Annotated in this window: 20 protein-coding genes and 2 pseudogenes; 19 read left to right on the plus strand and 3 right to left on the minus strand. The window is 38.8% G+C overall.

Going from position 1 to position 23,085, the window contains the following annotated elements; all coding sequences use genetic code 11:
- Positions 1 to 11: 11 nt before the first annotated feature.
- From Q5O24_02960 to Q5O24_02975, 4 genes are all read left to right on the plus strand, one after another.
- The gene (locus tag Q5O24_02960) at positions 12 to 1,523 is read left to right on the plus strand and encodes a DUF6273 domain-containing protein (protein WKY48305.1); all 1,512 of its coding nucleotides are present in this window, start codon (positions 12 to 14) and stop codon (positions 1,521 to 1,523) included.
- 83 nt (positions 1,524 to 1,606) lie between these two features.
- A complete protein-coding gene (gene galE / locus Q5O24_02965) occupies positions 1,607 to 2,632 on the plus strand; it encodes a UDP-glucose 4-epimerase GalE (protein WKY48306.1) in 1,026 nt (341 codons plus the stop codon).
- Positions 2,633 to 2,778: 146 nt separating this feature from the next.
- Positions 2,779 to 3,819 (plus strand): hypothetical protein, encoded by a 1,041-nt coding sequence (locus tag Q5O24_02970; GenBank protein ID WKY48307.1) that lies wholly within the window; start codon positions 2,779 to 2,781, stop codon positions 3,817 to 3,819.
- 19 nt (positions 3,820 to 3,838) lie between these two features.
- Positions 3,839 to 5,359, plus strand: a complete 1,521-nt coding sequence (locus Q5O24_02975; protein WKY48308.1) for a hypothetical protein — start codon at positions 3,839 to 3,841, stop codon at positions 5,357 to 5,359.
- Between the two features lie 115 nt (positions 5,360 to 5,474).
- Here Q5O24_02975 and Q5O24_02980 read toward each other — a convergent pair whose 3' ends face one another.
- The gene (locus Q5O24_02980; GenBank protein WKY49201.1) at positions 5,475 to 5,852 is read right to left on the minus strand and encodes an integrase core domain-containing protein; all 378 of its coding nucleotides are present in this window, start codon (positions 5,850 to 5,852) and stop codon (positions 5,475 to 5,477) included.
- A gap of 160 nt (positions 5,853 to 6,012) precedes the next feature.
- On the opposite strand from Q5O24_02980, the gene istA reads away from it, so the two are divergent.
- Together istA and istB are read left to right on the plus strand one after the other, a co-directional pair.
- Positions 6,013 to 7,536: an IS21 family transposase gene (gene istA, locus Q5O24_02985; protein ID WKY48309.1), complete on the plus strand. Its 1,524-nt coding sequence runs from the start codon at positions 6,013 to 6,015 to the stop codon at positions 7,534 to 7,536.
- Positions 7,529 to 8,290 (plus strand): IS21-like element helper ATPase IstB, encoded by a 762-nt coding sequence (istB, locus tag Q5O24_02990; protein ID WKY48310.1) that lies wholly within the window; start codon positions 7,529 to 7,531, stop codon positions 8,288 to 8,290. Before istA ends, istB begins: the two co-directional genes overlap by 8 nt.
- A 96-nt stretch (positions 8,291 to 8,386) precedes the next feature.
- Here the strand turns inward: istB and Q5O24_02995 are convergent, their stop codons facing one another.
- The gene (locus Q5O24_02995) at positions 8,387 to 9,106 is read right to left on the minus strand and encodes a DDE-type integrase/transposase/recombinase (protein ID WKY48311.1); all 720 of its coding nucleotides are present in this window, start codon (positions 9,104 to 9,106) and stop codon (positions 8,387 to 8,389) included.
- 114 nt (positions 9,107 to 9,220) lie between these two features.
- Here Q5O24_02995 and Q5O24_03000 point away from each other — a divergent pair, with 114 nt between their 5' ends.
- The 7 genes and pseudogenes from Q5O24_03000 (at position 9,221) to Q5O24_03030 (ending at position 15,048) form a co-directional block, all read left to right on the plus strand.
- Positions 9,221 to 9,583, plus strand: a complete 363-nt coding sequence (locus Q5O24_03000; protein ID WKY48312.1) for a hypothetical protein — start codon at positions 9,221 to 9,223, stop codon at positions 9,581 to 9,583.
- Positions 9,577 to 9,933, plus strand: a complete 357-nt coding sequence (tnpB, locus tag Q5O24_03005) for an IS66 family insertion sequence element accessory protein TnpB (protein WKY48313.1) — start codon at positions 9,577 to 9,579, stop codon at positions 9,931 to 9,933. Before Q5O24_03000 ends, tnpB begins: the two co-directional genes overlap by 7 nt.
- A gap of 108 nt (positions 9,934 to 10,041) precedes the next feature.
- Entirely contained in the window at positions 10,042 to 11,433 is a 1,392-nt protein-coding gene (locus tag Q5O24_03010; GenBank protein WKY48314.1) for an IS66 family transposase, read from the plus strand.
- Between the two features lie 112 nt (positions 11,434 to 11,545).
- Positions 11,546 to 12,757 (plus strand): site-specific integrase, encoded by a 1,212-nt coding sequence (locus Q5O24_03015; GenBank protein WKY48315.1) that lies wholly within the window; start codon positions 11,546 to 11,548, stop codon positions 12,755 to 12,757.
- A complete protein-coding gene (locus Q5O24_03020) occupies positions 12,754 to 13,716 on the plus strand; it encodes a tyrosine-type recombinase/integrase (protein WKY48316.1) in 963 nt (320 codons plus the stop codon). Before Q5O24_03015 ends, Q5O24_03020 begins: the two co-directional genes overlap by 4 nt.
- Positions 13,703 to 14,713, plus strand: coding sequence for a tyrosine-type recombinase/integrase (locus tag Q5O24_03025; protein WKY48317.1), 1,011 nt, complete (start codon positions 13,703 to 13,705; stop codon positions 14,711 to 14,713). The genes Q5O24_03020 and Q5O24_03025 overlap by 14 nt, the downstream gene beginning before the upstream one ends.
- Positions 14,714 to 14,829: 116 nt before the next feature.
- Positions 14,830 to 15,048, plus strand: a pseudogene (locus Q5O24_03030) (transposase domain-containing protein).
- Between the two features lie 107 nt (positions 15,049 to 15,155).
- Here Q5O24_03030 and Q5O24_03035 read toward each other — a convergent pair.
- A complete protein-coding gene (locus tag Q5O24_03035) occupies positions 15,156 to 15,653 on the minus strand; it encodes a transposase (GenBank protein ID WKY48318.1) in 498 nt (165 codons plus the stop codon).
- A 117-nt stretch (positions 15,654 to 15,770) separates the two neighbouring features.
- On the opposite strand from Q5O24_03035, the pseudogene Q5O24_03040 reads away from it, so the two are divergent.
- The 6 genes and pseudogenes from Q5O24_03040 (at position 15,771) to Q5O24_03065 (ending at position 22,987) form a co-directional block, all read left to right on the plus strand.
- Positions 15,771 to 15,851 (plus strand): annotated as a pseudogene (locus Q5O24_03040) (hypothetical protein).
- Positions 15,852 to 15,854: 3 nt separating this feature from the next.
- Positions 15,855 to 16,070 carry a hypothetical protein gene (locus Q5O24_03045; protein WKY48319.1) on the plus strand — a complete coding sequence of 72 codons (216 nt, stop codon included), beginning with the start codon at positions 15,855 to 15,857 and terminating at the stop codon, positions 16,068 to 16,070.
- Between the two features lie 444 nt (positions 16,071 to 16,514).
- The gene (locus Q5O24_03050; protein ID WKY48320.1) at positions 16,515 to 16,841 is read left to right on the plus strand and encodes a thioredoxin family protein; all 327 of its coding nucleotides are present in this window, start codon (positions 16,515 to 16,517) and stop codon (positions 16,839 to 16,841) included.
- Between the two features lie 267 nt (positions 16,842 to 17,108).
- Positions 17,109 to 18,260, plus strand: a complete 1,152-nt coding sequence (locus Q5O24_03055) for an exonuclease SbcCD subunit D (GenBank protein WKY48321.1) — start codon at positions 17,109 to 17,111, stop codon at positions 18,258 to 18,260.
- Complete coding sequence (locus Q5O24_03060) at positions 18,257 to 21,391, plus strand: SMC family ATPase (GenBank protein ID WKY48322.1); 3,135 nt, start codon at positions 18,257 to 18,259, stop codon at positions 21,389 to 21,391. The genes Q5O24_03055 and Q5O24_03060 overlap by 4 nt, the downstream gene beginning before the upstream one ends.
- A gap of 48 nt (positions 21,392 to 21,439) precedes the next feature.
- On the plus strand, positions 21,440 to 22,987 hold the full coding sequence (locus tag Q5O24_03065; protein WKY48323.1) for an ASKHA domain-containing protein: 1,548 nt from the start codon (positions 21,440 to 21,442) through the stop codon (positions 22,985 to 22,987).
- Positions 22,988 to 23,085 lie beyond the last annotated feature (98 nt).

Here is a 23,085-nt window from a genome sequence, read left to right on the forward strand (position 1 = left end):
GAGGTGAATCGTTGAAAAAAAATAAAAGGGCGAATAACGCTGACAGAACGTATTTTAAAAAGATAATACTACTCTTAACGATTTGCATGTTTAATGGTTTTATTTTGCTGGCACAGTCAGTTTTTTGTGCAGATGCAGAAGTTGAATCAAGACAGAATGTTAATGGGGATGTAATTTCTACACTGGCTACAGATGCGACTTCTAACAATGGATTGATAATACCGGATGCAGTTATTTCTTTAGATGATTATCTGACAGGAAAACGGACAAGTAGTCTTTATCTTGGGCAATATGAACAGGATAATAACCCGGATTCAATTGAAGGCATTTTGTGGCAGGTGCTTGAAAATGATGAAGGGATACTTTTCTTGTTGGCAGATCGAAATATTGATACAATTCAGTATCATCAAAAATATGAAAATATTACTTGGGCTGAGTCTTCCCTTAGAGAATGGCTAAACAGTGATTTTTATGAGAATGCCTTTAGTAAAGCCGAACGAACCTTAGTCAAGCTGACAAAATTGCCCAATGATTCAAATACTGCTTACGGGACCACTGGTGGACTTGATACAGAGGATTATTTCTTCCTTTTATCAATAGCGGATGTCTACAATCAAGATTATGGATTTTCTGATAGCGCATCAAGAATGGTGATTAATACGCATTATACGGGCAGTCGGGGAGCAACTGGTAAAGAATTGGGGGATGGATTCTGGTGGCTTCGGTCTCCCGGCAGAAGCAACAGAGATGCACTGGTTGTATATTTTGATGGTTTTACAACTAATTATGGCTATAATGTCGATTTTGTAGGCATTGGTTTACGTCCGGCATGTAATTTTGATACAGCTAATATTATGATGTTACGCAATTCAAAAATAAGTCAATCGGATGCAGTGGGATCACAGCTATTTGAGATTATTAATTCAGAAAATAATCAGAATGAAAATGAGACAGTGGCTTATGTTCCAACGATCTGGAACGAACAGATGCTATTGACAATAGATAAAACAGACGCAATATTTTTGAATTCTCATGTTTCGGAACCTGAAAGAAGCTATACTTACAATTATGATGCAGTGATAGAATCTAATATTGATAATACATATATTTCGGCAGTTATTGAAGATGGAAATACACATCATACATTATATTATGCAAAATTGAAAAGCATCGCCCAAAAAGAAGATTTAACCGGACAGGTGACCCTTACCTTGCCAGAAGAACTGGAAAAGGGCGGATATGTATTACGATTATTTCTGGAAACTTGCAATGAAAAAAACAGGGTGGATTTTGCCAGCGAATTTGTGACAATACCGGTTTCTGTGGAAACAAATGAAAATATCATAAGCCTTGATAATTTTGAGCAAAGCGAACGTTCGACGGAAGAAAATAGTCTGACTGCTTGGGATAAGCGGTTAATTACTCGATTTTTAATGGTTACTGTGGTGATCTGCGCTGTTTTGGTAGCTATGTTTTTATGGTGGATAAAAAAGAGGAGAAAAGCGAAAATAAAAAGATTATAATAAATATAAACGACTGGCCAGAGTTTGAGATAAGTGGCTTTAAACGAGCTAGGATAGTGTCGAGCTAGACGGGGAGATAATCTATGAGAATATTAGTAACTGGTGGTTTAGGTTTTATTGGCAGTCATACTGTTGTTGAATTAATAAAAAATCAACATGAAGTTATTATTGCCGACAATTTGCTTAATAGTAAATTAGAAGTATTAGACCGCATATATCAAATTACTGGCGTTCGTTCGCTTTTTTATCGGATTGACGTGACGGATGAGGTAAAAACAAAAGCGATATTTGAAAATAATCATTTAGACGGAGTTATTCATTTTGCAGGTCTAAAATCGGTAATAGAGTCAGTTTCCAAACCGTTAGCATATTATCGCAATAATTTAGTTTCCACGATGGTGCTGAGCGGCCTCTGTTTAAAATATAAAGTTGCCAGATTTGTATTTAGTTCATCAGCAACTGTCTACGGTGAACAGCCGTCACCCCTAAAAGAAGATATGACATTGATGAAAACCACAAACCCCTATGGTGAGACCAAAGCAATGAGCGAACGGATTCTTCAGGATATAGCTGTAGCTAAAAGCGATTTTTCAGTGACATTATTGCGCTATTTTAATCCTGTTGGTGCTCATAAAAGCGGCTTGATTGGAGAAGACCCAAACGGAATTCCCAATAATCTGATGCCTTTTGTAACAAAGGTAGCGAAAGGTATCCTGCCTAACCTGAATATCTTTGGCAATGACTATGATACCATCGACGGAACCGGTGTAAGAGATTACATTCATGTTGTCGACTTGGCCAAAGGTCATGTGGCAGCAATAGAAAACACATCATATGGCGCAAATATTTTTAATTTAGGAACTGGCAAAGGGACATCGGTACTGGAGCTTGTAAGTACTTTTATCAGAATAAATGACATAGATGTGCCCTATGTGTTTGTCGAAAGACGGGCTGGTGATATTGCTGTTTGCTATGCCGATACCGAAAAGGCAAAAATTGAATTGGGATGGGAAGCCGAACTGACACTTTTGGATATGGTTCAGGACGCATGGAATTTTGAAATAGCAAAACATTTTAGTTTAAATGAAACTGAATTAGGAAATCAATAATCACTTTGTTACGTTGTTTAGAAATATTCTAATAACAGTTTAAATTTAAAATGTACTACGCAATTATTTTGTGTTGAAGCTTGATTGTGATCCTGTATCTCAAACTCAAAGAATCTAAATGAATATTTATTAGAGTGGTGTAAATTATGCATAAAGAAATGAATTTATTAACGGACTATGAAATTAGACAACATAATATAAATGAGAACTCATCTTTCGAGATAGCGTATGTCGATCCCGAAAATCTTTTTCTTCCTGGTAGAATTGATATTGCTGCAAAGTTAGCCTTTATAGAAGCATATGAGACTGGAATAGGAATTTCTGAAGCGGAAGAGTTATATAAAAAACATATCGAAGCATTTACCAATGGCAATTTTTATGAATACGGAAGCAAAGAAAAAAATTCTTATGAAAAATTTAAAGAATCTTTCATTAATACGATAGAATCAATTAAAAACGACGGCTTTAAAGAAGATGTTTCTATTATCCCTGTAGGTGCCGCAAATGTGGCATTTAATGGCGCTCACAGAATTGCATGCGCTATATATTTTAAAAAGAAAATAAAAATAATAATATTTCCGCATGTGAAAAGAAATTATGATTTTCAATTTTTCAGAAAACAATTGCTTGAAGAAAAATATATTCTTCAAATGATCAGAATATTTTGTAGATATAAATCAGATGTTTTTTTGACACTTATTTGGCCAAAAGGATATTCAAATAAGAAAATTGTTCTTGATGAATTAGAACAGAGACATGGAATGATAGTCTATAAGAATCAGTTTACGACAAATTTTGAAACATATGAAGAGTTTATACATAAAATTTATGCAGATGAGGAATGGATTGGTAGCGAAAAAGACAATTACATAGGTGTGACAAAAAAAGCTCTTTCTTCGTTTGAAACACATGGAAATATTATTGGAATTCTTGTCTGGGGAATGGACATTGGAACATCTTCTGAATTTAAAGAAATAGTCAGAATGAAAATGGGGCAAAAGAAAAGAACACTTCATACAACGGATTCTCTGGAAGAAACGAAAGAAGTATTTTCGCTTTTTTTTGAGTTTGGAGATAGTGTTGGTGGAATAAAATCGGGTAATATGTTGCTTTTGAAAAAGAAAATTCGTTTTATCATTTCGTGTTTGATTATCAAGATCAAAAAAATAGTGGGACTCCCCTGTTAGCTATAGTAAGAAGGTAAGAATGAATAATGAACCAAGAGTAAAGAATTCTATAAGAAATATATATGCAGGATTAATATTTCAGATAATATCGTTGCTGATGAATTTTTTGGCAAGAACAGTATTTATTAAGGTATTAGGGGTAGATTACCTTGGTGTAAACGGACTTTTAACGAATATCTTTACGATTCTTACATTTACTGAACTGGTCTTTGGTGTTGCACTCAGTTACAGTATGTACAGACCAATTGTTGACAATAATATTGAAAAGATAGGTGGAATATTTAATTATTACAAAACATTATACAAAAAAGCTGTAATAATAATTGGAATAGTTGGTGTCTGTATTATTCCGCTTCTTCCATATATGATAAATTCAAATATTGCTACAAAAGAAATAATATTATATTACATTATATTTTTGATAAATATAGTAATCTATAATTATTTCATAATAAATACATATTTAATGATAGCTGATCAACGCAGGTATATAATCTCAATGGTACGAATTGTGGTAGATGTTGTTTGTTTTACCGTGTTGATAGTGGCAATTATCTTATTTGAAAATTATCTTTTGTATCTGCTGTTGATTACCATAAAAACGCTGATATTTTCTGTGATAATACACATTTTGTTAAAAAAACATTATCCATTTGTTAAAGAAAATTTTTACGTCACTGAAGTAGATAAAAAAAGAGCAATTATGAATATAAAAGATCTTTTTATATATCGATTTTCAATGGTAATGTTGAATGGTACCGACAATATTCTCATTTCAGTTTTTGTCAGCACAAATATGGTGGGGGTTTATTCGAACTATATAATGGTGATAATGGGACTTGACGCTCTTGTTGAAGTAATATATTCTGCTGTTTCTGCCAGCATAGGTAATCTGGCCGCAGAAAAAAATAATGAGTCATTGGCAGAAATGTTCAGAATGGTGCAGGTTGTTTCAATCTGGCTATCAGGGACGATATCGGTGTGTTTACTTATATTATTCAACGATTTTATTATTGTTTGGATAGGGGCGGATTATTTGTGTGCTGGAGGAACGGTAATAATTATTATCGTGAATTTCTATCTAGCATGTGTTAGGGATTCTATGAAAATGTTTATAGAAGCGCTTGGATTGTTTTCTAAAGTTAAATATATGACGTTAGCAACGGCGGTACTAAATATTGTTTTTTCTGTTTTTCTGGGGTATAACTTTGGTATAACAGGAATACTTGCAGCAACGGCAATTTCAGCGATTCTTACATTTTACTGGTATGAAGCGGGAATAATATATAAAGCAATGAACTCAAAAAAAAATTGGGAGTATTTTCTGCTGCAGATTATAAGTATCGTACTGATAATTGCAAATTTTATCATTACAAACAATGTACTTAAGTTATTTGAATTCAATGGCGTTACAGGTTTTGTTATAAAAATGGTTTTATGCTTTGTGATTTGTAATTCAATATATTTTGCAATATTATTCAGAACAAAAGCAGTGAAATATTTAGTTAAGATAATTTTCAAGACTTTTAAATGCAGTTGAGATATTTTTCAACAGTTGCAAATAGTTTTTTTCGGAATCGAATGCCAAGCAAATTCTGCAAGCGATGTTTTTAAGTTATCGGTAGTTGTCAAGATAGTTGGCGGTTTTTCTTGAATTAACCGACTGACTTATTGGTTGTATTCGTTTCATCTTTTTCGGGATTTAACCATACTTCGTTTTCCAGAGACCACTTGCGAATATTTTTAGTCCAGCGGTTGGGATTATTCTGCCGTGCGGCCTCATAAACAGCTGTACGGTTTGAAAAAATCTCTTTATCCATGCCGGTATGCCGCTGATTTGGGGTCAGGAAATTAAGCCCACTGTGGCAGTGTTCAAAATTATAGTAATGCGTAAATTCGAGAACCCATTGTCTTGCTTCCATGATTGTTTTAAAGCCCTTGTAAGGGTAATCAGGACGATACTTACAGGTTTTAAAGATGGATTCGGCATAGGGATTGTCATTACTGACTCTCGGTCTGCTTTTGGATGAAATGTTTAGTGTAAGCTATAAATACAGAAAGTTGCAAAAGCAAAATCCAGAGTATTGCAAGCTGCAAAATCCAGAATAATGCAAAAATCCATTGCGGGCAAAACTCAAATCAAATATCCTTGTATCTGACCAAAGAACAAGGAGGAAATGGAGAATGCTCACAATGGATCAAATACATGATATCAGATTTCGGTTTTATGAGAAAGGGGAAAATATTTCACAAATCGCTGAAGCACTGCACATGGACTGGCGGACTGTCCGCAAATATATTGATCAGACGGATTTCAACGAACCGGCACCCAGGCCGGCAGTTGAAAAAAAATTCTGTCCCAAGTTAGAACCTTATAAAGCGATCATCGATGAATGGCTGCTCAATGACAAATCTGCTCCCAGAAAACAGCGTCATACCGCCAAACGGGTGTTTGAACGTCTGCAGAAAGAAACACCCGGTTTTGACTGTTCCTATCGGACCGTTGCCAGTTATTATGCAGAAAAACACAAAGAAATTTTTAAACAGAACCCAAAAGCATTTCTGCCACTGGTACATCAACCAGGCGAAGCGCAGGTCGATTTTGGCACTGCTGAATTTTATGAAAATGGCCGCAAGCTGACCGGAAAATACCTGGAGGTCTCTTTTCCGTACAGCAACAAAGGTTATCTTCAGCTGTTCTACGGCGAAAACATGGAATGCCTGCTGGAAGGACTTGATGCCATCTTTCGGCATATCGGGTGTGTTCCGGCTGAACTCTGGTTTGACAACACAAAAGTTATTGTTACGGACATTATCCGTGGCGGTGGGCGTAAACTCACCGAAAAATTCGAGCGTTTCCGGGAACATTACGGTTTCAAGGCAGTCTTCATGAATCCAAACGAAGGCCATGAAAAAGGCAATGTTGAGAACAAGGTCGGCTATCAGCGCCGTAACTTTCTGGTGCCGGTTCCGCACTTTCTGTCACTGCCGGATTATAATCGTGGTTTGTTTAATCAATGCGAGGAGGATGCACAGCGGGATCATTACCGGTACGATGAGACGATTGAATCGCGTTTTCAGGCTGATCTGAAGGCATCGCGCGAATTGCCGTCTGTTCCTTTTAATCTTAATGGGCATAAGACCCTGAAAGCCGACAAATGGGCAAAGGTTTATCTGAATAAAGGCAGGCATGCCTATTCAGTGGCCCCTAAATATGCCCAGTGTTCGGTTCATCTGGTACTGACGTCAGCTGCTGTTATCATTCAGGATGAAAACTTTAGAGAAATCGTCCGCCATCGACGATTATACGGTGACAGCAAACAGGAACAGATGGACTGGCTGCCCTATCTGAAGCAGTTATCTCAGCGACCACGAGCGGTCAAATATTCGGGAATTTATGAAATGATGCCCGAAACCATGCGGTCTTTTTTGGCCTCCTGCTCAGACAGTGAAACCGCTCAGGTCATCAGACTGCTTTCAGAACTGACCAATCGATCCGGTTTTGAGAGCGCTCTGAATACAGTCGATCATGCCATTGCCTGTCAGGTAAAGGATGCTGACAGTCTTGCAAGTCTCTACCGGAGGCTGTATGCCGATGTTCCTGAACTTCCGGCCATGAATCTGCAGCCCGGAATTCCTCAAATGCAGCCGCTGATGCCGAATCTGGATGCTTATGACCGGCTACTTAATCAGAAGGAGGTTAGCCCCCATGCTTGACAATGAAATCTCTGAATGCTGCCGGAAACTGCGTCTCAGCCGGAACCTGGCCGAATTGGCTCAGACTGCCGAAGGTGACAGTCATCAGGAATATCTGTACCGGATTCTCAGCGAGGAACTCCAGTATCGGGAGATCTCCCGGACTGAAAAGCTGGTCAACAGTGCCGGATTCTACAGCCGTCAGACTTTTGAAGGCTACCGCTTTGACGAAATCACGCTGCCTGCGGATCTGACCCCTGAAAGCCTGAAATCACTTGCTTTTATTAATGACCACAAAAATATCATCATGTACGGCGGTACCGGAACCGGTAAAACCATGTTGTCAACCGCCCTTGGTGTGGCAGCCTGCCTTCAGGGTATACCAGTTAAATTTTTTCGAACAGCGGCACTGGTCAATAAGCTTTCTGAAGCAAAAGCAGCCGGAACATTGACTGCTTTTCTTAAAAAACTGAATAAAGCTGAGTTGCTTATTCTCGATGAATATGGCTATGTGCCGCTGGATCGGACGGGCTCCCAGCTGCTGTTTGAGATTATCTCCGACTGTTATCAGAACAGAAGTATTATTCTTAATACCAATCTGGAATTTTCCCGATGGGTCAATGTCCTTTATGATGAACAGATGACGGCTGCCATGCTGGATCGGTTGCTGCATCACTGTCATCTGATTTTATTCCCGGGTCCCAGTAACCGGATGCGAGAATCCAGCATTAATGACTTATATCGATCGATTTCGGAGAATCAGCCGAAAAACTGACAAACATTGCCTGCAATGCGGTAATTTCTGCTGAAATTGCTTTGTATTTCAGTTTGCAAAACTATGGATTTTCCAGAATGCAACATTCTGTATTTTTCACTTGCAACTTTCTGCAAAAAGAACTTGCAAAAAACAGGATGAAACAATTCCCAGTTTTTGAAGGGTTTCCATCAACGAAGCTCCTTTCATCGGACTCCCGTTATCGGAATGCAGAACCAGCGGCTGTTTAGCGGTTGAAATCGTTTCTGAAAGCGCTGCTTTTCGAACAAGTATGCTGGCATTTTGTGCGGATTCTTCCGGCCAGATTTCCCAGCCAACGATCTTTCGACTGTAAAGATCCAGAATCAGATAAAGATAATAGTGAAACCCCTTTACCGGACCCAGCAGCCACGTGATATCCCACATCCAGACCTGATTCGGCCCTGTTGCTTTGTGGCTTGTGATAGTGCGCTTCTGAGGTTTTGATGAACGACCCCGATGATTATTCATGCCGGCTTCTTTCATCACACGGTATATGGAAGATTCGGATGCAATATAGCGCCCCTCCTCATCTGCCAGACGGGGAACAATCTGACTGGGCGGCAGACTCTGATATTTTTTCGAATTCACGACTTTTATTATCTCTTTCCGTTCTGCTGGTGTCAGTTTATTGGAGGGAGTTGGCCGAATCCCAACGGGACGCTGATCTTCCAGCGGTGTTGCCGGATTTTTCCAGCGTGAAAAAGTACGTTCGCTGATGTTCAGCTCACGGCATGCCATAAATTGGCGGGCTCCGTTTTGAATGGCTACTTCGATTAAAGCAACGTAAGCGTCCAATAAACACATGGATTTAAAAATTGCCAAAAACATGAGAAAATAGACTCAAAAAATAACTTTTAGTGTGTTCAGAGTGACTCTGAAAACACTAAAAGTAAGATTGGAGAGTTAATAGTGGCACTGATGAAAGTTACCAATCACGCCATTCAAAAGGAAAAATGGCAGACAATGATCCAGGAGCGCATAGAAAGTGGATTGTCGATAAAAGCATGGTGTGCTAAAAACCAGGTTTCAGAAGGCAGTTATTATTACTGGCTCAAAACAATCAGAGAAGATTCATTGTTGAGGGCAGGTACGCTTGCGGTTACCGGTGGCACAGAGTTTGCAGAACTTTCTAGGAAAGCTACGGAAAGTAAAAGGAAATCAGATGGAGTCTGCGCAGTTATCCATTTTCAGGAGATTGAGCTCGACATTTATAATGGCGCTGATTATGAGACACTGGAAACGGTGATTCAGCTCATCAGACAATCATGCTGATTCGTTTCTCTGAAGATATTCGGATTTTTATAGCCTGTGGCTATACTGATATGCGACGGCAAATCGACGGACTGGCGGCCATCGTTCAAATGAACTTTCAGCTGGATCCATTTCAAAACGCCCTTTTCTTGTTCTGCGGTAAAAAACGGGACCGAATGAAGGCACTGTTTTGGGAAGGCGACGGATTCCTGTTGCTCTACAAGCGGCTTGAAAGTGGTATGTTTCAGTGGCCAAAATCAACAGATGAAGTTAGAGAAATTACCCCACAGCAGTATCGATGGTTATTGGAAGGACTCTCCATTGATCAGAAGAAAGCCATCGTCAATGTTAATAACAAGCGTTTGCTATAACCTCTGAAGCCCTTATATTTAGGCTGTTTCAGAGGTTTTTTCATGGTGAATCAGACCAGTTTATGGTATAATAAGATCATAAAAAATCGATGAAAGGGTTCAGGTTCAATGGTTGAAAAAACAACTGACAATACAGTCCTGCTTGATGTGATCAGGCAGCAGAATGAAACAATTGCAGCGCTGAATAATACCATTGAACAGATGAATGCCGACTCAAAAGCACTTCGGGAACAGCTGGATTTTTTAACCCGCAAGCTGTTTGGGAAAAAGAGTGAAAAAACATCGGTGATATCGGGACAGATTGTTATGGAAGAGTTGGCTTTTGGTCAGTTTGATGAAGCAGAAATCGAAGCCTGCGCAGATGAGCCTGAACCTGTCATTACACAAAAGAAAACCCGTGCCGGTTACTCCCGTGAAAAAGCGCTGGCCAATCTGCCTGAAGAAGACCGGATTTATTCACTACCGGAAGACCGTCAAATATGTCCTGCCGACGGAGCTGAACTCAATTATGCCGGGAAAAAATATTTGCGGACAGAGATCGAACATCTTCCGTCAACGTTAAAACTGGTTCACATCTATCAGGAGACCTGGGAGTGTCGGACCTGCCGTAAAGAAGGTCGGCCTTACCACATTCAGGCGCCAGCGAACGAACCGTTGCTCCAGCATTCCATGGCCAGTCCATCCAGTGTCGCCTGGATCATGTATCAGAAATATGTCAACCATGTGCCGCTATACCGGCAGGAAAAAGACTTTAAAAATCTGGGGATGGAACTTTCACGAAGCACCCTGTCCAACTGGATTGTAAAAATATCCGATGAATGGCTTGGCGCCATGGTATCCCGGTTTCACGAAAAGCTTCTGCTGCAAACGCATCTGCATGCCGACGAAACACCGATCCAGGTCATGAAGGAGGAAGGGCGCCCCAATAGCGCTAAATCTTATATGTGGGTATTCACCTCCGGTTCACGGACTGATCAGTCGATTCGAATTTTTAAGTATCGGACCGGACGGGCCGGAAAGAATGCCACAGAATTTTTAAGTGGCTATCAAGGATATCTGCATACCGATGCTTACTCAGGATATGGCGTTGTTAAAAATGTTAAAAGGTGCCTTTGCTGGAGTCATGCACGACGTTACTTTGTCGATGCCATGCCTAAAACGACTAAAAGCACAGACGCTATCCTGCCGCAACAGGGTATTGCCTACTGCAACAAACTTTTTGAAATTGAAGAAACCCTGAAAAATTTAACGTCTGAAGAACGGCGAGTTCAGCGTCTAAAACAGGAAATCCCTGTTTTGGAGGCCTTTTGGGCGTGGGTTGATACCAATCTTGAAGTGGTGTTATTACGGTCTAAAATTGGTAAAGCTTTGCAGTATGTAAAAAATCAGAAAACTTTACTGATGACATATCTGGACGACGGGGATTGCGAGATTTCTAATAATCTTGCTGAAAACAGCATCCGCCCCTTCACGGTAGGAAGAAATTATGTACTCAACTAGGTTATGTGCTGAATATGAAATAAAATATTTCTGGAAATTAAATTTTTCGAAACATCAGCACATAACAACATAAGCATATCTTGCTATTATAAGCAAAAAGGAGACAATGCTTATGGACTGTGAAATGAAATGTAATGATTCGTTAATAAACTTTGAGGTCTATTTAAAGGAAAATGGTTATTCTAAAAATGTTATTCCGATGTATATACGAACAGTTCGGACATTTTTAAAAACCAATGAACTATTCTGGTCTTCATCAAAAGATACTGTTGAACTTAAATCTAATTTTTCAGATTATCTGAAAAATCAGCCATTGAATAGTCAAAAATCTATGATTCAGGCTGCGCTTCATCTTTTCTACTATTTTATTAGTGGTGAACAGTTTAACAGACGCCTCAATAGTAAGGATTTTAATTTTAATCCGTTGATTGAAACTGAAATTGAACGATTTCAAAGGTACTTAAAAGAAGTTGCCGGTCTCAGTAACAATACAATCATTTCTCAATGTAACACCATCAAAATATTTCTTTATAGCAATTTTCAGAAAACAGAATTTTCACCTGAGAAAATAACGGCTGATCTTGTTCGTATTCATTTCACCCATACGCTTGGCCATGTTTTGCCATCATCGAAGAAAACAATCATTACCAGAATAAGGAGTTACATACGTTTTCTTGAATTTAGCGACGGATTCAGAGCAGATGAAATATTAAAATTGCCGATGACATCTCCAGTCTGGCGTCGTTCAGGGTTGCCCAAAATTTTAACCGATGACGAGTTGAACCGTCTTTATAGTGTCTATGATCAAACAGAGCCGACAGATATCCGCAATTATGCAATTCTTCGCAGTTTAAAAGATTTGGGTTTGCGTTGTTCAGAAGTTGCAGGGTTAACGTTAGATGATATTAACTGGCCTCAGGGAACAATGCGAATAAAAAACACCAAATCTCATTCTGAAAGATTGCTTCCATTACCGGCAATGACTGGTCAGGCACTTGAAGCATATTTGTTAAAGGTTCGCCCCGTAACCGAAGAGCGAACTCTATTTGTAAGGTTTAAAAATGAAACTGGTTTTCCAATGGGAGTATCGCAGATCCGTCAAACTGTAAGAAAAGCAGCAACCAAAGCTGGGCTTGAAAATTTTACGGGTACTCATATGTTAAGACACACAACAGCGAAAAAAATGATTAATAATGGTACCAGTTTGAAGACAATTGCAGATATTCTTGGGCATGAATCCATTGAAACGACCAGCATTTATACAAAAGTCGACATTGTTCAGTTACAGGAAGTGGCTGGTATATGGCCTGAGGTAATAAAATGAACGCTCATCTCATTACCAGGCAAGTAGAAGACTATATTGCTTACAAAAAAGGTCTGGGCTATCAGATCAAAGTAGAATCGGGTGAATTAAGACGCTTTGCTGCGTACACTCAATCCATTGGCTACGAAGGTTCATTAACTGTTGAACTTGCTTTTCAGTGGGCGATGCTTAAACCCGAATATTCACGCTGGTACATGGCAAGAAGGATGGAGACAGTCCGGACATTTGCAAAATATATTTGTGTTTTTGATCCAGATGCACAAATGATTCCCAAAGGTATGTTCGGGAAATGTCATGGCAGAACAACTCCTTATATTTTTTCTACCGAAGAAATTTGCACCTTGATGAAAGAAGCAACAAAGTTATATTCCCCTGATGGGCTGAGACGACTAACCATAGCAACCGCAATTGGTCTTTTATGGGTTACTGGGATGCGGCCGAATGAAATCTGTCAGCTAATAAATAGCGATGTTGATTTGGTAAATGGTCAAATTCTTATAAGGGAAACAAAGTTTTTTAAAAAACGGCTTCTTCCTTTAGATGAAACAACCATTGCTGCACTTAAAACATATGTAACAAACAGAGATCAACTTCGAAAATATTTTTCGGATGAACATTTTCTGATTATGACTGGTGGTCAGCAATTGAAGTTACGTAATCTTGAGTATGCAATGCAACTGATCAGAACAGTGCTTTTATCAGAAACCCAGAATTGGGTGCATCGACCACCCAGACTTTATGATATCCGCCATTCATTTGCATGCCATACTTTGTTAAAATGGTTAAAAAGCGGAATTGATGTAAATGCCAAAATACTTTATCTTAGCACTTATCTTGGTCATGTTAAGGTAGCCGATACTTACTGGTATTTGACGGGTACCCCAGAGTTGATGGACTTTGCTTCTTATTCTTTTGAATGTTTCTTTTATGGAAACGTCGGTAAGCATGATGAAAAGTAAAGATTTTCAGAGCCTGCTCCAACGCTATTTCGTGGAAAGACTGATTAATCAGCAAAGGGTTTCCCCTTGTACCATCGAATCCTATCGTGATACATTTCGAATATTCTTGAAGTATATGCATGATGTGCAGCATATAAAATCAGATAAAATACAAATGGAAGATCTCAATGCTGATACTGTTGTTGAATTCCTGAATTATCTGGAAAAAGTCAGAAAAAATCAGGGAAAAACTATTAATAACCGTCTTGCAGCTATAAAAGCATTTATGGATTATGTTTCCTATCAATTTCCAGAATCTTTGGAATTAGTTCGTAGAATCAAAGCCATTCCTTTTCGCAACATCGATAAAAAAGATATTTCTTATCTTACAAAAGATGAAATAGATTGTTTGCTCAATGCCTGTAATATCAAAAATTCAGAGGGTAAACGTGACTATCTGATGGTGTTACTACTTTATAATTCCGGGATAAGAGTATCTGAAATGATCACTATCCAGGGGAAAGACATTATTATTTCTGATAATGACCGCAGTCATTTAAGGATTATGGGAAAAGGTAGAAAAGAACGAATCGTTCCTTTGTGGCAATCAACTACAAAATACCTCATTGAATATTTGCAGTTCAATAAAATTTCGGATCATGACTATCTGCTGTCTGGCAGAAATGTTAATCATTTGACCCGTTCGGGCGTTCGTTATCGAATTGACTGTATTGTTAAAGTCGCATCAGAAAAAAATTCGAAATTAAAAACCAAAAACATAACGCCACATGTATTTCGCCATTCAACAGCAATGAGTCTGCTCCAGGCAGGCGTTGACCTTTCCACAATTGCAATATGGCTTGGACATGAAAGTATAGAGACGACTCACAAATATATGGTTGCTGATATAACGTTAAAAGAAAAAGCGCTAGACAAACTTAATGAACCCAACGTGAATCAGTCAAACAATCGATATCATGCTACCGATGATATTTTGCAATTCTTAAACTCATTATGATAATTAGGTTATGTGCTGGACCGATAGAAAAAACGTCTGACGAATCAATTTTTGCCCAGTTTCAGCACATAACCTAGTTGAGTACATAATTTCTTTTATGTGCTTAAGCACATAAAAGAAAGAACTGGCTTTTCGCAGGCAGTCCTGACGGCGCGAGTGCCAGTGCGATTGTTTACTCGATTGTTGAAACTGCCAAAGCGAATCAATTGAATCCCTATAAATATCTGGAATTTTTATTGAAAAAGCTTCCAGCGATTCCATTCCATGAAGACAAAACTCTGCTGGATCAGCTGCTTCCCTGGAATGCTGATGTTCAGACTATGTGTAAAGTTTAATAGTGTAAATAGAAAATGGCGGCTTTTAGGCCGCCATACTTATTTTTTGTACATGCTTTTATTGGACGCTTACAAAGCAACAGCGATTTTGCGATCTGAGGTTGGGATCATTCGTCCTCGGGCTCCCCCCAGATCGCTTGTGCCTTTTTTCTAAGCACCAGTAATGCTGCTGTTTCAGCCAATGCTGCTTCCTTTCGCTTCAGTTCGCGATTGAGTTGGGTCACCTGTTTTTTTGATTCGCTTAGATCTTTTTTAAGTCTCTTTGATTCATTGGCAACACTCCCATTGGCATTGATGCAGGCATCCCGCCAGGCTTCGATTTGTTCAACATAAAGGCCTTTTTCACGGCTATATTCAGCCAGCTCAGCCTGATTCATACGGGCTGTTTCCAGGACGATCAGAAATTTATCCTCACTGGACCAGTCTTCTGAAGTTCCTGTTCCCGAGGGTGCTGCCATTCCGGACGCTTTTGCCTGCTTCTTCCACTTGAAAAGTGTCTGCTCTGAAACACCGGTTTCATTATGCAGCTGGCGAACTGATTTGCTGATCGGCGGCAACATCTGCTGGATAATATGTTCTTTGAATTCATCGCTATATTGTGTCATGTGATACTCCTATCCTTTTCTATATTTACTATAATATAGTATATTCAATCACCTGACAACTATCCTAACACATAGTGAATTGATGGTGGTATTACTTATACTACTCATGTTGAGAATATTGGTTGGCAGGATTATGTATCTAATGGTGTTATGGCGGGTACTTCTGGTCGGGGTTTGAGACTTGAGGGAGTCCGAATAAAATTGACTGGAAACGCAGCGAATCAGTATGATGTTTATTATCGTACTCATGTTCAGAATATTGGTTGGATGGCTTGGGCTTCTAATGGTGCTGACTCTGGTTCTGCGGGGTATGGATGGCGTTTAGAGGGTATTCAGATTCAGTTAGTTCCTAAGGGGGATCCTGCACCTTCTAATGCTGATGCAGCTAGTAGTGTTCCTTTTGCTCAGGCTGATTAATTTGAAAATAAAAATAAAGACTTGTATATTTAAGTATGCAGGTCTTTTTTTGAAAATAAATATTGAAAATTTTATCAATAAAGCATGATTTTTCCCGCGGATTTCCCGCAAATTTGATTAATTTTGATAGTTTTATAAATTCTAAAATGGCTTTAAATAGCCAATATACTCACTTTAAAAACACTACTTTTCATTTGGTAGGGGTCGCTGGTTCAAGTCCAGTCGGGATCACCATTTATGAATCATAACGCCGTTTAGGGCGTTTTTTTATTTTTTGATTTTCACATTGCAGGTATAAGTAGTTAGGTGTAAAATTTTTTTAATATTGTATATAAACTTTGTTAGCTATCGAGCTAAACTAGTTAATAAAATGAAAGGACTTTAAGCAAGAAATCTGAAGCGTCAAAATAGCGAGATTACTTGGCTTAATGATTGTAAGAAGAAATGAAACAGATCACATCAAATGAAGAAATCAACAGATTAAATGCAGAAAATCAGATGTTTTTGTTATATTTTTCAGGGGAAATGTGTAGTGTGTGTCATGATTTAAAGCCCAAGGTTGAAGAAATGCTGATGAATTACTCTGGTATTGACGTGGCCCAGGTTGATATTAAAAAAGCAGCCGCGATTGCTGCAAGTTTTCAGATATTTACTGTTCCGGCCGTCATATTTTTTATTGAAGGTAAAGAAACGATACGTCAGGCAGGTGTTTTTAGTATGACAGCGCTTGAAGAAAAAATAGCTAGATATTATAGACTTCTTAATGAGTAGAGATAAATAATTTGTAATGGCTGTATAATAAACAAGAACTGAGATGCGTTGAGAAATCTTGAATTTGACTGACGCATTATCAAATATGTCTATATTAGTCTAAATTGCGGTTTCTGACCGCTTTTTTTTATTTTTTTCTGACAAGGAACTTTGTCATCAAACAGAGATTATAAATCACCATAAAAATAAAATATTTAAAGGTAGAATCAACTTTTTTTAAAAGCCTATGATAAAATGTATTAAAATGCCAGAAAGGAAACGTAAACAATGAAATTAATCCATCTGTCAGATCTGCATATCGGAAAAAAAGTCCATGAATTTTCGATGATTGAAGATCAGAAGTACATCTTAAATGAAATATTAAATATTGTTAAAAATGAAAAGGTGGAGGGGCTTATTATTGCCGGTGATATTTACGACAGACCAGTTCCCTCGGCTGAAGCCGTAGATTTGTTTGATGACTTTCTGACTGACCTGGCAACTCTCGAGATTCCGGTTATGATAATCAGCGGCAATCATGATAGTCCTGAGCGGCTTAATTTTGGCAGTCGGATTATGGGAAAGCATCAGGTATATATTGCCGGGCAGTTTAATGGCCAACTTGAAAAAGTTACGTTTAAAGATGATTATGGTAAAATAAATGTTTATCTGATGCCTTTTTTAAAGCCGGTGGTCGTCAACCGGAAATTATCGCTGGAAACAAAGACTTATGATGAAAGTATCAGAGAAACACTTAATACAGTAAAAATTAATCAAACGGAAAGAAATATTCTGGTTGCCCATCAGTTTGTTACCTCAGGTGAGAAGAATCCTGAGCGATCCGATTCAGAGGTTAAGTCTTTAGGGGGAGTCGATAATGTGGATGTGTCAGCATTTGATGCCTTTGATTATGTAGCCCTTGGTCATATTCACCGCCCCCAGCAAATGGGGAGAGAAACGGTCCGTTACTGTGGATCACCTTTAAAGTATTCTTTTTCTGAATCTAAGCATCAGAAGTCGGTGACCCTGCTAGACTTTCAGGAAAAAAGCAACTTAAAGCAAAAACAGATAGAACTTCATCCGCGCAGAGATTTAAGGGAAATTCGCTGCTCTTTAAGTGACTTAGAAGCTGGGAAAGCCCTGGAAGAAGTATCTGCTGATTGTTATGTGCATATAATCTTAACCGATGAAGAGGAAATTATTGATGCTATTGGAAAGGTTCGTCAAATCTATCCCCACGTAATGATTCTGGATTTTGATAATTGCAGAAGTAGAGAAAACGAAAGTCTCAATAATCTGACCAGTGAAGATTTAAAAGAAAAATCTCATCTTGAGCTTTTTTCAGACTTTTACATGAATCAGAATAATCTGAAAATGACAGAATCACAAATAAATATCTTTACGGAAATTATTGAAAAGCTCAAGGAGAGAAGCCTGTGAAACCGATAAAACTTACGATGAGCGGCTTTTGCCCCTATGCAGATACGGTTGAAATTGATTTTGATCTTTTTGACGGCAGTGGTCTTTTTCTGATTACCGGTGAAACCGGTGCCGGAAAAACAACAATATTTGATGGGATATCCTTTGCCCTATTTGGAGAAGCCAGTGGTGAAAACCGTGGCAATGATATGCTTCGTAGTGATTTTGCCAAGCCGGAAACACCGACATTTGTTAAACTGGTCTTTGAAGATAAGGGGCATACTTATGAGATTGAGCGAAATCCAAAGTACTATCGCCCCAAAAAACGCGGAGACTCGGGTGAAATGACTTTGCAAAATGCCAATGCCAGTTTGATTTTACCAGACAATGGGGTGATTTCTGGCGCTCGTGAAGTAACAGACCATGTTGTTGAGCTGCTGGGGATTAATCATCAGCAGTTTAAGCAGATTTCGATGGTTGCCCAAGGTGAATTTTTAAAGCTGCTCTTTGCTGATAGTGACGAACGCGGCAAGATTTTTCGGAAAGTTTTTGGCACTGAAATTTATGAAAGAACTCAAAAAGAACTGAAAAATAAAATGATTAGCCTTAAAAAAGACCTGGCTGACATTGATCAATCTATTCTTCAGTATAATGACGGCATTATCTGTGAAGGCGAAAAAGAAGAAGCCTATCTAAATCTAAAAGATAGTGTTTACGGATTGCCGCAAATGCTGCTACTGCTTAACGAGCTGATTGAAGAGAGCAGCAGACAGAGAAAAGGATTGTCAGAAGAAAATATAATGCTTCAGCGCGAAATCAATAAGTTGGTGGAGCAGATTAGTAAAGGGGAGCAAATTAACAGCTTGTTTGAAGAGCTGGAGATTGAGACCAGTAGGTCGATTAGACTTTCTGAGAAAGCTGATGCGATCCAAATTAAAAAGCAGGAGCTGGAGTTGGGGAAACTGGCGCTTTATCAGGTTAAGCCTGCCTTTGATGACTATGGGCGCCTGGAAAAACAGCAAAAAGAAATCGAAGCAAATATTGAGAAAAACCGACAGGTTATCACCCAAAGTCTACCGCTCAAAGAAAGAGGGAAAATAGAACTCGATAAGCTAAAAGACCAGGAGCCGCAACGTGAGGTCTTAGCTACCGAAATAAAAAATCTTGAGGCCAGTTTGCCGGAATATGAAAAACTGGCGGAAGTCAACAGTAGACTGCATGAACTTGAAGGGGAAAGAAAAAAGCAAAATGAACGGTTATTTGAAGGTGGTAAATTTTTAAGTGAGCAAAAAGATCGAATTGAAAATATCCAATTAGAATTAAATCCCTTAAAAGATGTTGAAACCAGAAAAATAAGACTGGAACAAAATCTGGAAATTAAACAAAAAGAGCGCGCCGATCTGCAAGAAATAATCAAAAATATTAAAAGCGGCCAGGATATTAAGCAAGAATACAAGTCAAAACAAAAAGAATGTCAAGACAAAGAACAAGACTATAATTTATTTAAACAGCAGTATGACGAACAGGAACGCCTTTTTTATCGGGAACAGGCAGGGATACTGGCAGAAACGCTAACAGCAGATGTGCCCTGCCCGGTTTGCGGATCAATTAGCCATCCGAATAAGGCGAAGAAGGCAGCTAACGCCCCTAGTCAGGAAAAGCTGAACAATGAGAAAAAAGAACTGGAGAAAATTCGCACTGCCTGGACAAAATTAAGCGAAATCTGTAATGGACTTAAAACTAAATATGAGACCAGGCGTGAACAAATAAGAACAGATGCCGGGAAACTAAATTTCGACGTATCTTTAAAGGGGCCGGAAATTCTTGAAGCAAGCAGCGAACGAGAAACTAGCGTAAACGCGGCTATTAAAAAACTCCAGGAGGAACTGGTAGCGGCTCAACAAGCAGTTTTATTAAAACAGAAGCTTGAAAAAGAAACAGAAATTCGTCAGAATAAAGTCAATTTGAGTGAACAGGAAATCGAAAAAATTAAAGCGGCAATTGCTCAATTAGAAGTCAACGCTACCGCCATAAAAACTGAAATTCAGGGTTTTAAGAAACGGTTGGAATTTTCTGAACAGCTAGAGGCTCAAAAGGTTTTAAAAGAAAAACAGAAAGACCTGAGCCAAAGAAAAGCGGAATTTTTAGCGGCACAAAAGACTTATCAGGCGATTTGTGATCGGCTCAATCATGAAGAGACTTTAATGAATGCTAACTCTGACCAGCTTGAAAAAACACTTGAAGAAAAAGAGTTGGCACAAAAGCTACTTGAAAAAAAACTTATGGAGTATGGTTTTAACGAACTAAAAGCTTATGAATCGGCGGTCATGTCAGAACAGGCCTTGAAGGAAAGAGAAGTAGAAATTAATCTCTATAATCAGGAGACTAATGAAATCCAGACAAGGATCAATCAACTGAAAAAACAGATTGCCGGTCAGGAAAAAGCTGATATCCAGAAACTTAAGAATAATCAGCAAGACTTAAAAGAAAAACAGATTAAGCTTCAGGGTGAGCAGGCAAACGTTGAACATATTATTCAAACCAATCAGAAGATTTTACAAGAACTGCAGGTAAAATCCCGGGAAAGAGATAGTATTGAAAAAAATTACAGCGAAATAAAAGTACTTTCCGATACAGCAAATGGCGATTTAAGCGGCAAACAGAAACTGGCATTTGAGCAATACGTTCAGGGCGTTTATTTCGATATGATCTTAAAAGAAGCTAATAAGCGTTTCGGCTTTATGAGTGGCAACCGTTATGCATTAGTCAGGAAAGAAGGGAGTGCCGATAAAAAAAGTAAATCCGGCCTGGAAATAGATGTTAAGGACCGGCATACAGCTAAAAACAGAAGTGTGAAATCTTTGTCCGGAGGAGAGTCGTTTAAGGCTTCTCTATCGCTAGCATTGGGACTTTCAGATGTCGTTCAGAATTTTTCTGGTGGTGTACAGGTTGAGACCATGTTTATTGACGAGGGTTTTGGAACCTTAGATAGTGAATCTCTAGAAACAGCTATGGGTATCCTGGCTGATTTGACTGAAGGAAACCGATTAGTCGGTATTATTTCACACCTCGAAGAACTTAAAAGCAGAATTGATAAAAAGATTGTTATAACTAGAAATCCTCAAGGCAGCAGCATACAGGTTCAAGCCTAGATGTCGAGTTAAATCCTAATTTAGAGATGAATTTATAAGGAGCCGATGATGAATGGACTTACTAAAAAAATATTCAAATGCATCTCACCACCGGGAGATGGAGATATCCGTGGAGATCGGGAGAGGATTCTCGATGCCTTGAGTCAGGAATTTGGACAAGTACGTTTACCTGAGCGGTTGTTAAAAAAAATATATCCGCTGTGTCGTGATGCCAACTGGCAAATTACAGTGACATTAATCAACTTGGATGAATGTTGGCAGATTATTCATATTGAGGCAGGAGATCAGACGCATCGTCATTTCGGTTTTGCAGCTGATTTAGGCAGTACATCAGTCGCAATGCGTTTGGTTGATTTAAATAGCGGATCAGTTATGGCAGAGGATAGCCTTTTAAACGATCAGATTCAGTTTGGTGACGATATCTTGACACGGATATTTCATGTTAAAAATCGAGATGACCAGCTGCTTAGAATTCAAAAGGTAACGATTAATACGCTGAATGCCCTAATGACTAAACTGGCAGCAGAAGTAAATGTCAGGCTTGAAGATGTGACGATGACAGTGGTTGCAGGTAACACGACGATGATCCATTTTCTGATGGGTGTTGATCCCTGGCCGATATTTGAATATCCGTTTACCCCAGTTTTTAACTATCCTGGGCTTGTTTCAACTGCTGAGATGGGGTTGTTCTGTAGTGGTGCAGTCTATTGTCTGCCTTCTGTAGCCAATTATCTGGGTGGTGATACCGTTAGTGGATTACTGGTAGCAGGACTTCATCGTAAAGAAGAATTGGGTTTGTTTATCGATATCGGCACAAATGGGGAGATGGTTCTAGGCAACAAAGATTTTTTGGTGGCCGGAGCAGGAGCGGCGGGTCCAGCACTGGAAGGCGGTATCAGTCAGACTGGGATGAAAGCAACTGCAGGGGCTGTTGATTCAGTTATAATTGAAAATAATCAGTTAAAATGCACCACGATAACTGGCAGCAAACCGCTGGGAATCTGTGGCTCAGGGATCGTAGACCTGATTGCTCAGATGCTGCTAAATGAATGGATTGATTTTTCCGGACGATTCAATACTGACCGTTCAGAACGAATTGTTATGCGAGACGGTAAATTGGGGGTATGCTATGCATGGTCTTCTGAATCAGAAAGCGGATTAGACCTTCTATTTAGCGAAGAAGATCTGAAACAGTTTATTGATACTAAAGCTGCAGCCAGTACAATGGTTTCCTATCTTCTGGAACGATTAGGTGTTAAAGCGCTTGAAATAGAGCGGGTTTATGTTTCAGGTGCTTTTGGCACCTACATTAATTTAGAGTCTGCAATCACAATTGGATTATATCCGGATTTGCCGCGGGATCGTTTTGTTTTTCAGGGGAACAGTTCGCTTCTGGGTGCTGTAAATCTTCTGACAGATGCAAACAAAATAGATGAGGTTGTTAAATTGCAGAAAAGAATTGAATATCTGGAATTTGGTGCAGCCATCGATTTTATATCGCGAATGTATTCAGCAAGATTTTTGCCGCATACCAATCTTGACGATTATCCATCGGTTAAAGCCTCCCTAATTAAAAGAGGAATCCTACGCTCTTGATAATTTAAAACTGCAAGAAATAACCAGATGAATGGCTGGAAACTAAAAGTTCAAATATTAATTTAGAGAGCAACGATTTTGTAGAGGCAAAATTTACA

The organism is Eubacteriaceae bacterium ES3, assembly GCA_030586155.1.
Taxonomy (GTDB): Bacteria; Bacillota; Clostridia; order Eubacteriales; family Eubacteriaceae; genus Acetobacterium.

Excerpts from the sequence above, each read along its gene's own strand:
- Q5O24_03010 (WKY48314.1), top strand. The coding sequence starts at position 10,042 with ATGGTTGAAAAAACAACTGACAATACAGTCCTGCTTGATGTGATCAGG.
- Q5O24_02975 (WKY48308.1), top strand. The coding sequence starts at position 3,839 with ATGAATAATGAACCAAGAGTAAAGAATTCTATAAGAAATATATATGCA.
- Q5O24_03055 (WKY48321.1), top strand. The coding sequence starts at position 17,109 with ATGAAATTAATCCATCTGTCAGATCTGCATATCGGAAAAAAAGTCCAT.
- Q5O24_03025 (WKY48317.1), top strand. The coding sequence starts at position 13,703 with ATGATGAAAAGTAAAGATTTTCAGAGCCTGCTCCAACGCTATTTCGTG.
- istB (WKY48310.1), top strand. The coding sequence starts at position 7,529 with ATGCTTGACAATGAAATCTCTGAATGCTGCCGGAAACTGCGTCTCAGC.
- tnpB (WKY48313.1), top strand. The coding sequence starts at position 9,577 with ATGCTGATTCGTTTCTCTGAAGATATTCGGATTTTTATAGCCTGTGGC.
- Q5O24_03050 (WKY48320.1), top strand. The coding sequence starts at position 16,515 with ATGAAACAGATCACATCAAATGAAGAAATCAACAGATTAAATGCAGAA.
- istA (WKY48309.1), top strand. The coding sequence starts at position 6,013 with ATGGATCAAATACATGATATCAGATTTCGGTTTTATGAGAAAGGGGAA.
- Q5O24_03020 (WKY48316.1), top strand. The coding sequence starts at position 12,754 with ATGAACGCTCATCTCATTACCAGGCAAGTAGAAGACTATATTGCTTAC.
- Q5O24_03015 (WKY48315.1), top strand. The coding sequence starts at position 11,546 with ATGGACTGTGAAATGAAATGTAATGATTCGTTAATAAACTTTGAGGTC.
- Q5O24_03035 (WKY48318.1), bottom strand. The coding sequence starts at position 15,653 with ATGACACAATATAGCGATGAATTCAAAGAACATATTATCCAGCAGATG.
- Q5O24_03065 (WKY48323.1), top strand. The coding sequence starts at position 21,440 with ATGAATGGACTTACTAAAAAAATATTCAAATGCATCTCACCACCGGGA.
- galE (WKY48306.1), top strand. The coding sequence starts at position 1,607 with ATGAGAATATTAGTAACTGGTGGTTTAGGTTTTATTGGCAGTCATACT.
- Q5O24_02970 (WKY48307.1), top strand. The coding sequence starts at position 2,779 with ATGCATAAAGAAATGAATTTATTAACGGACTATGAAATTAGACAACAT.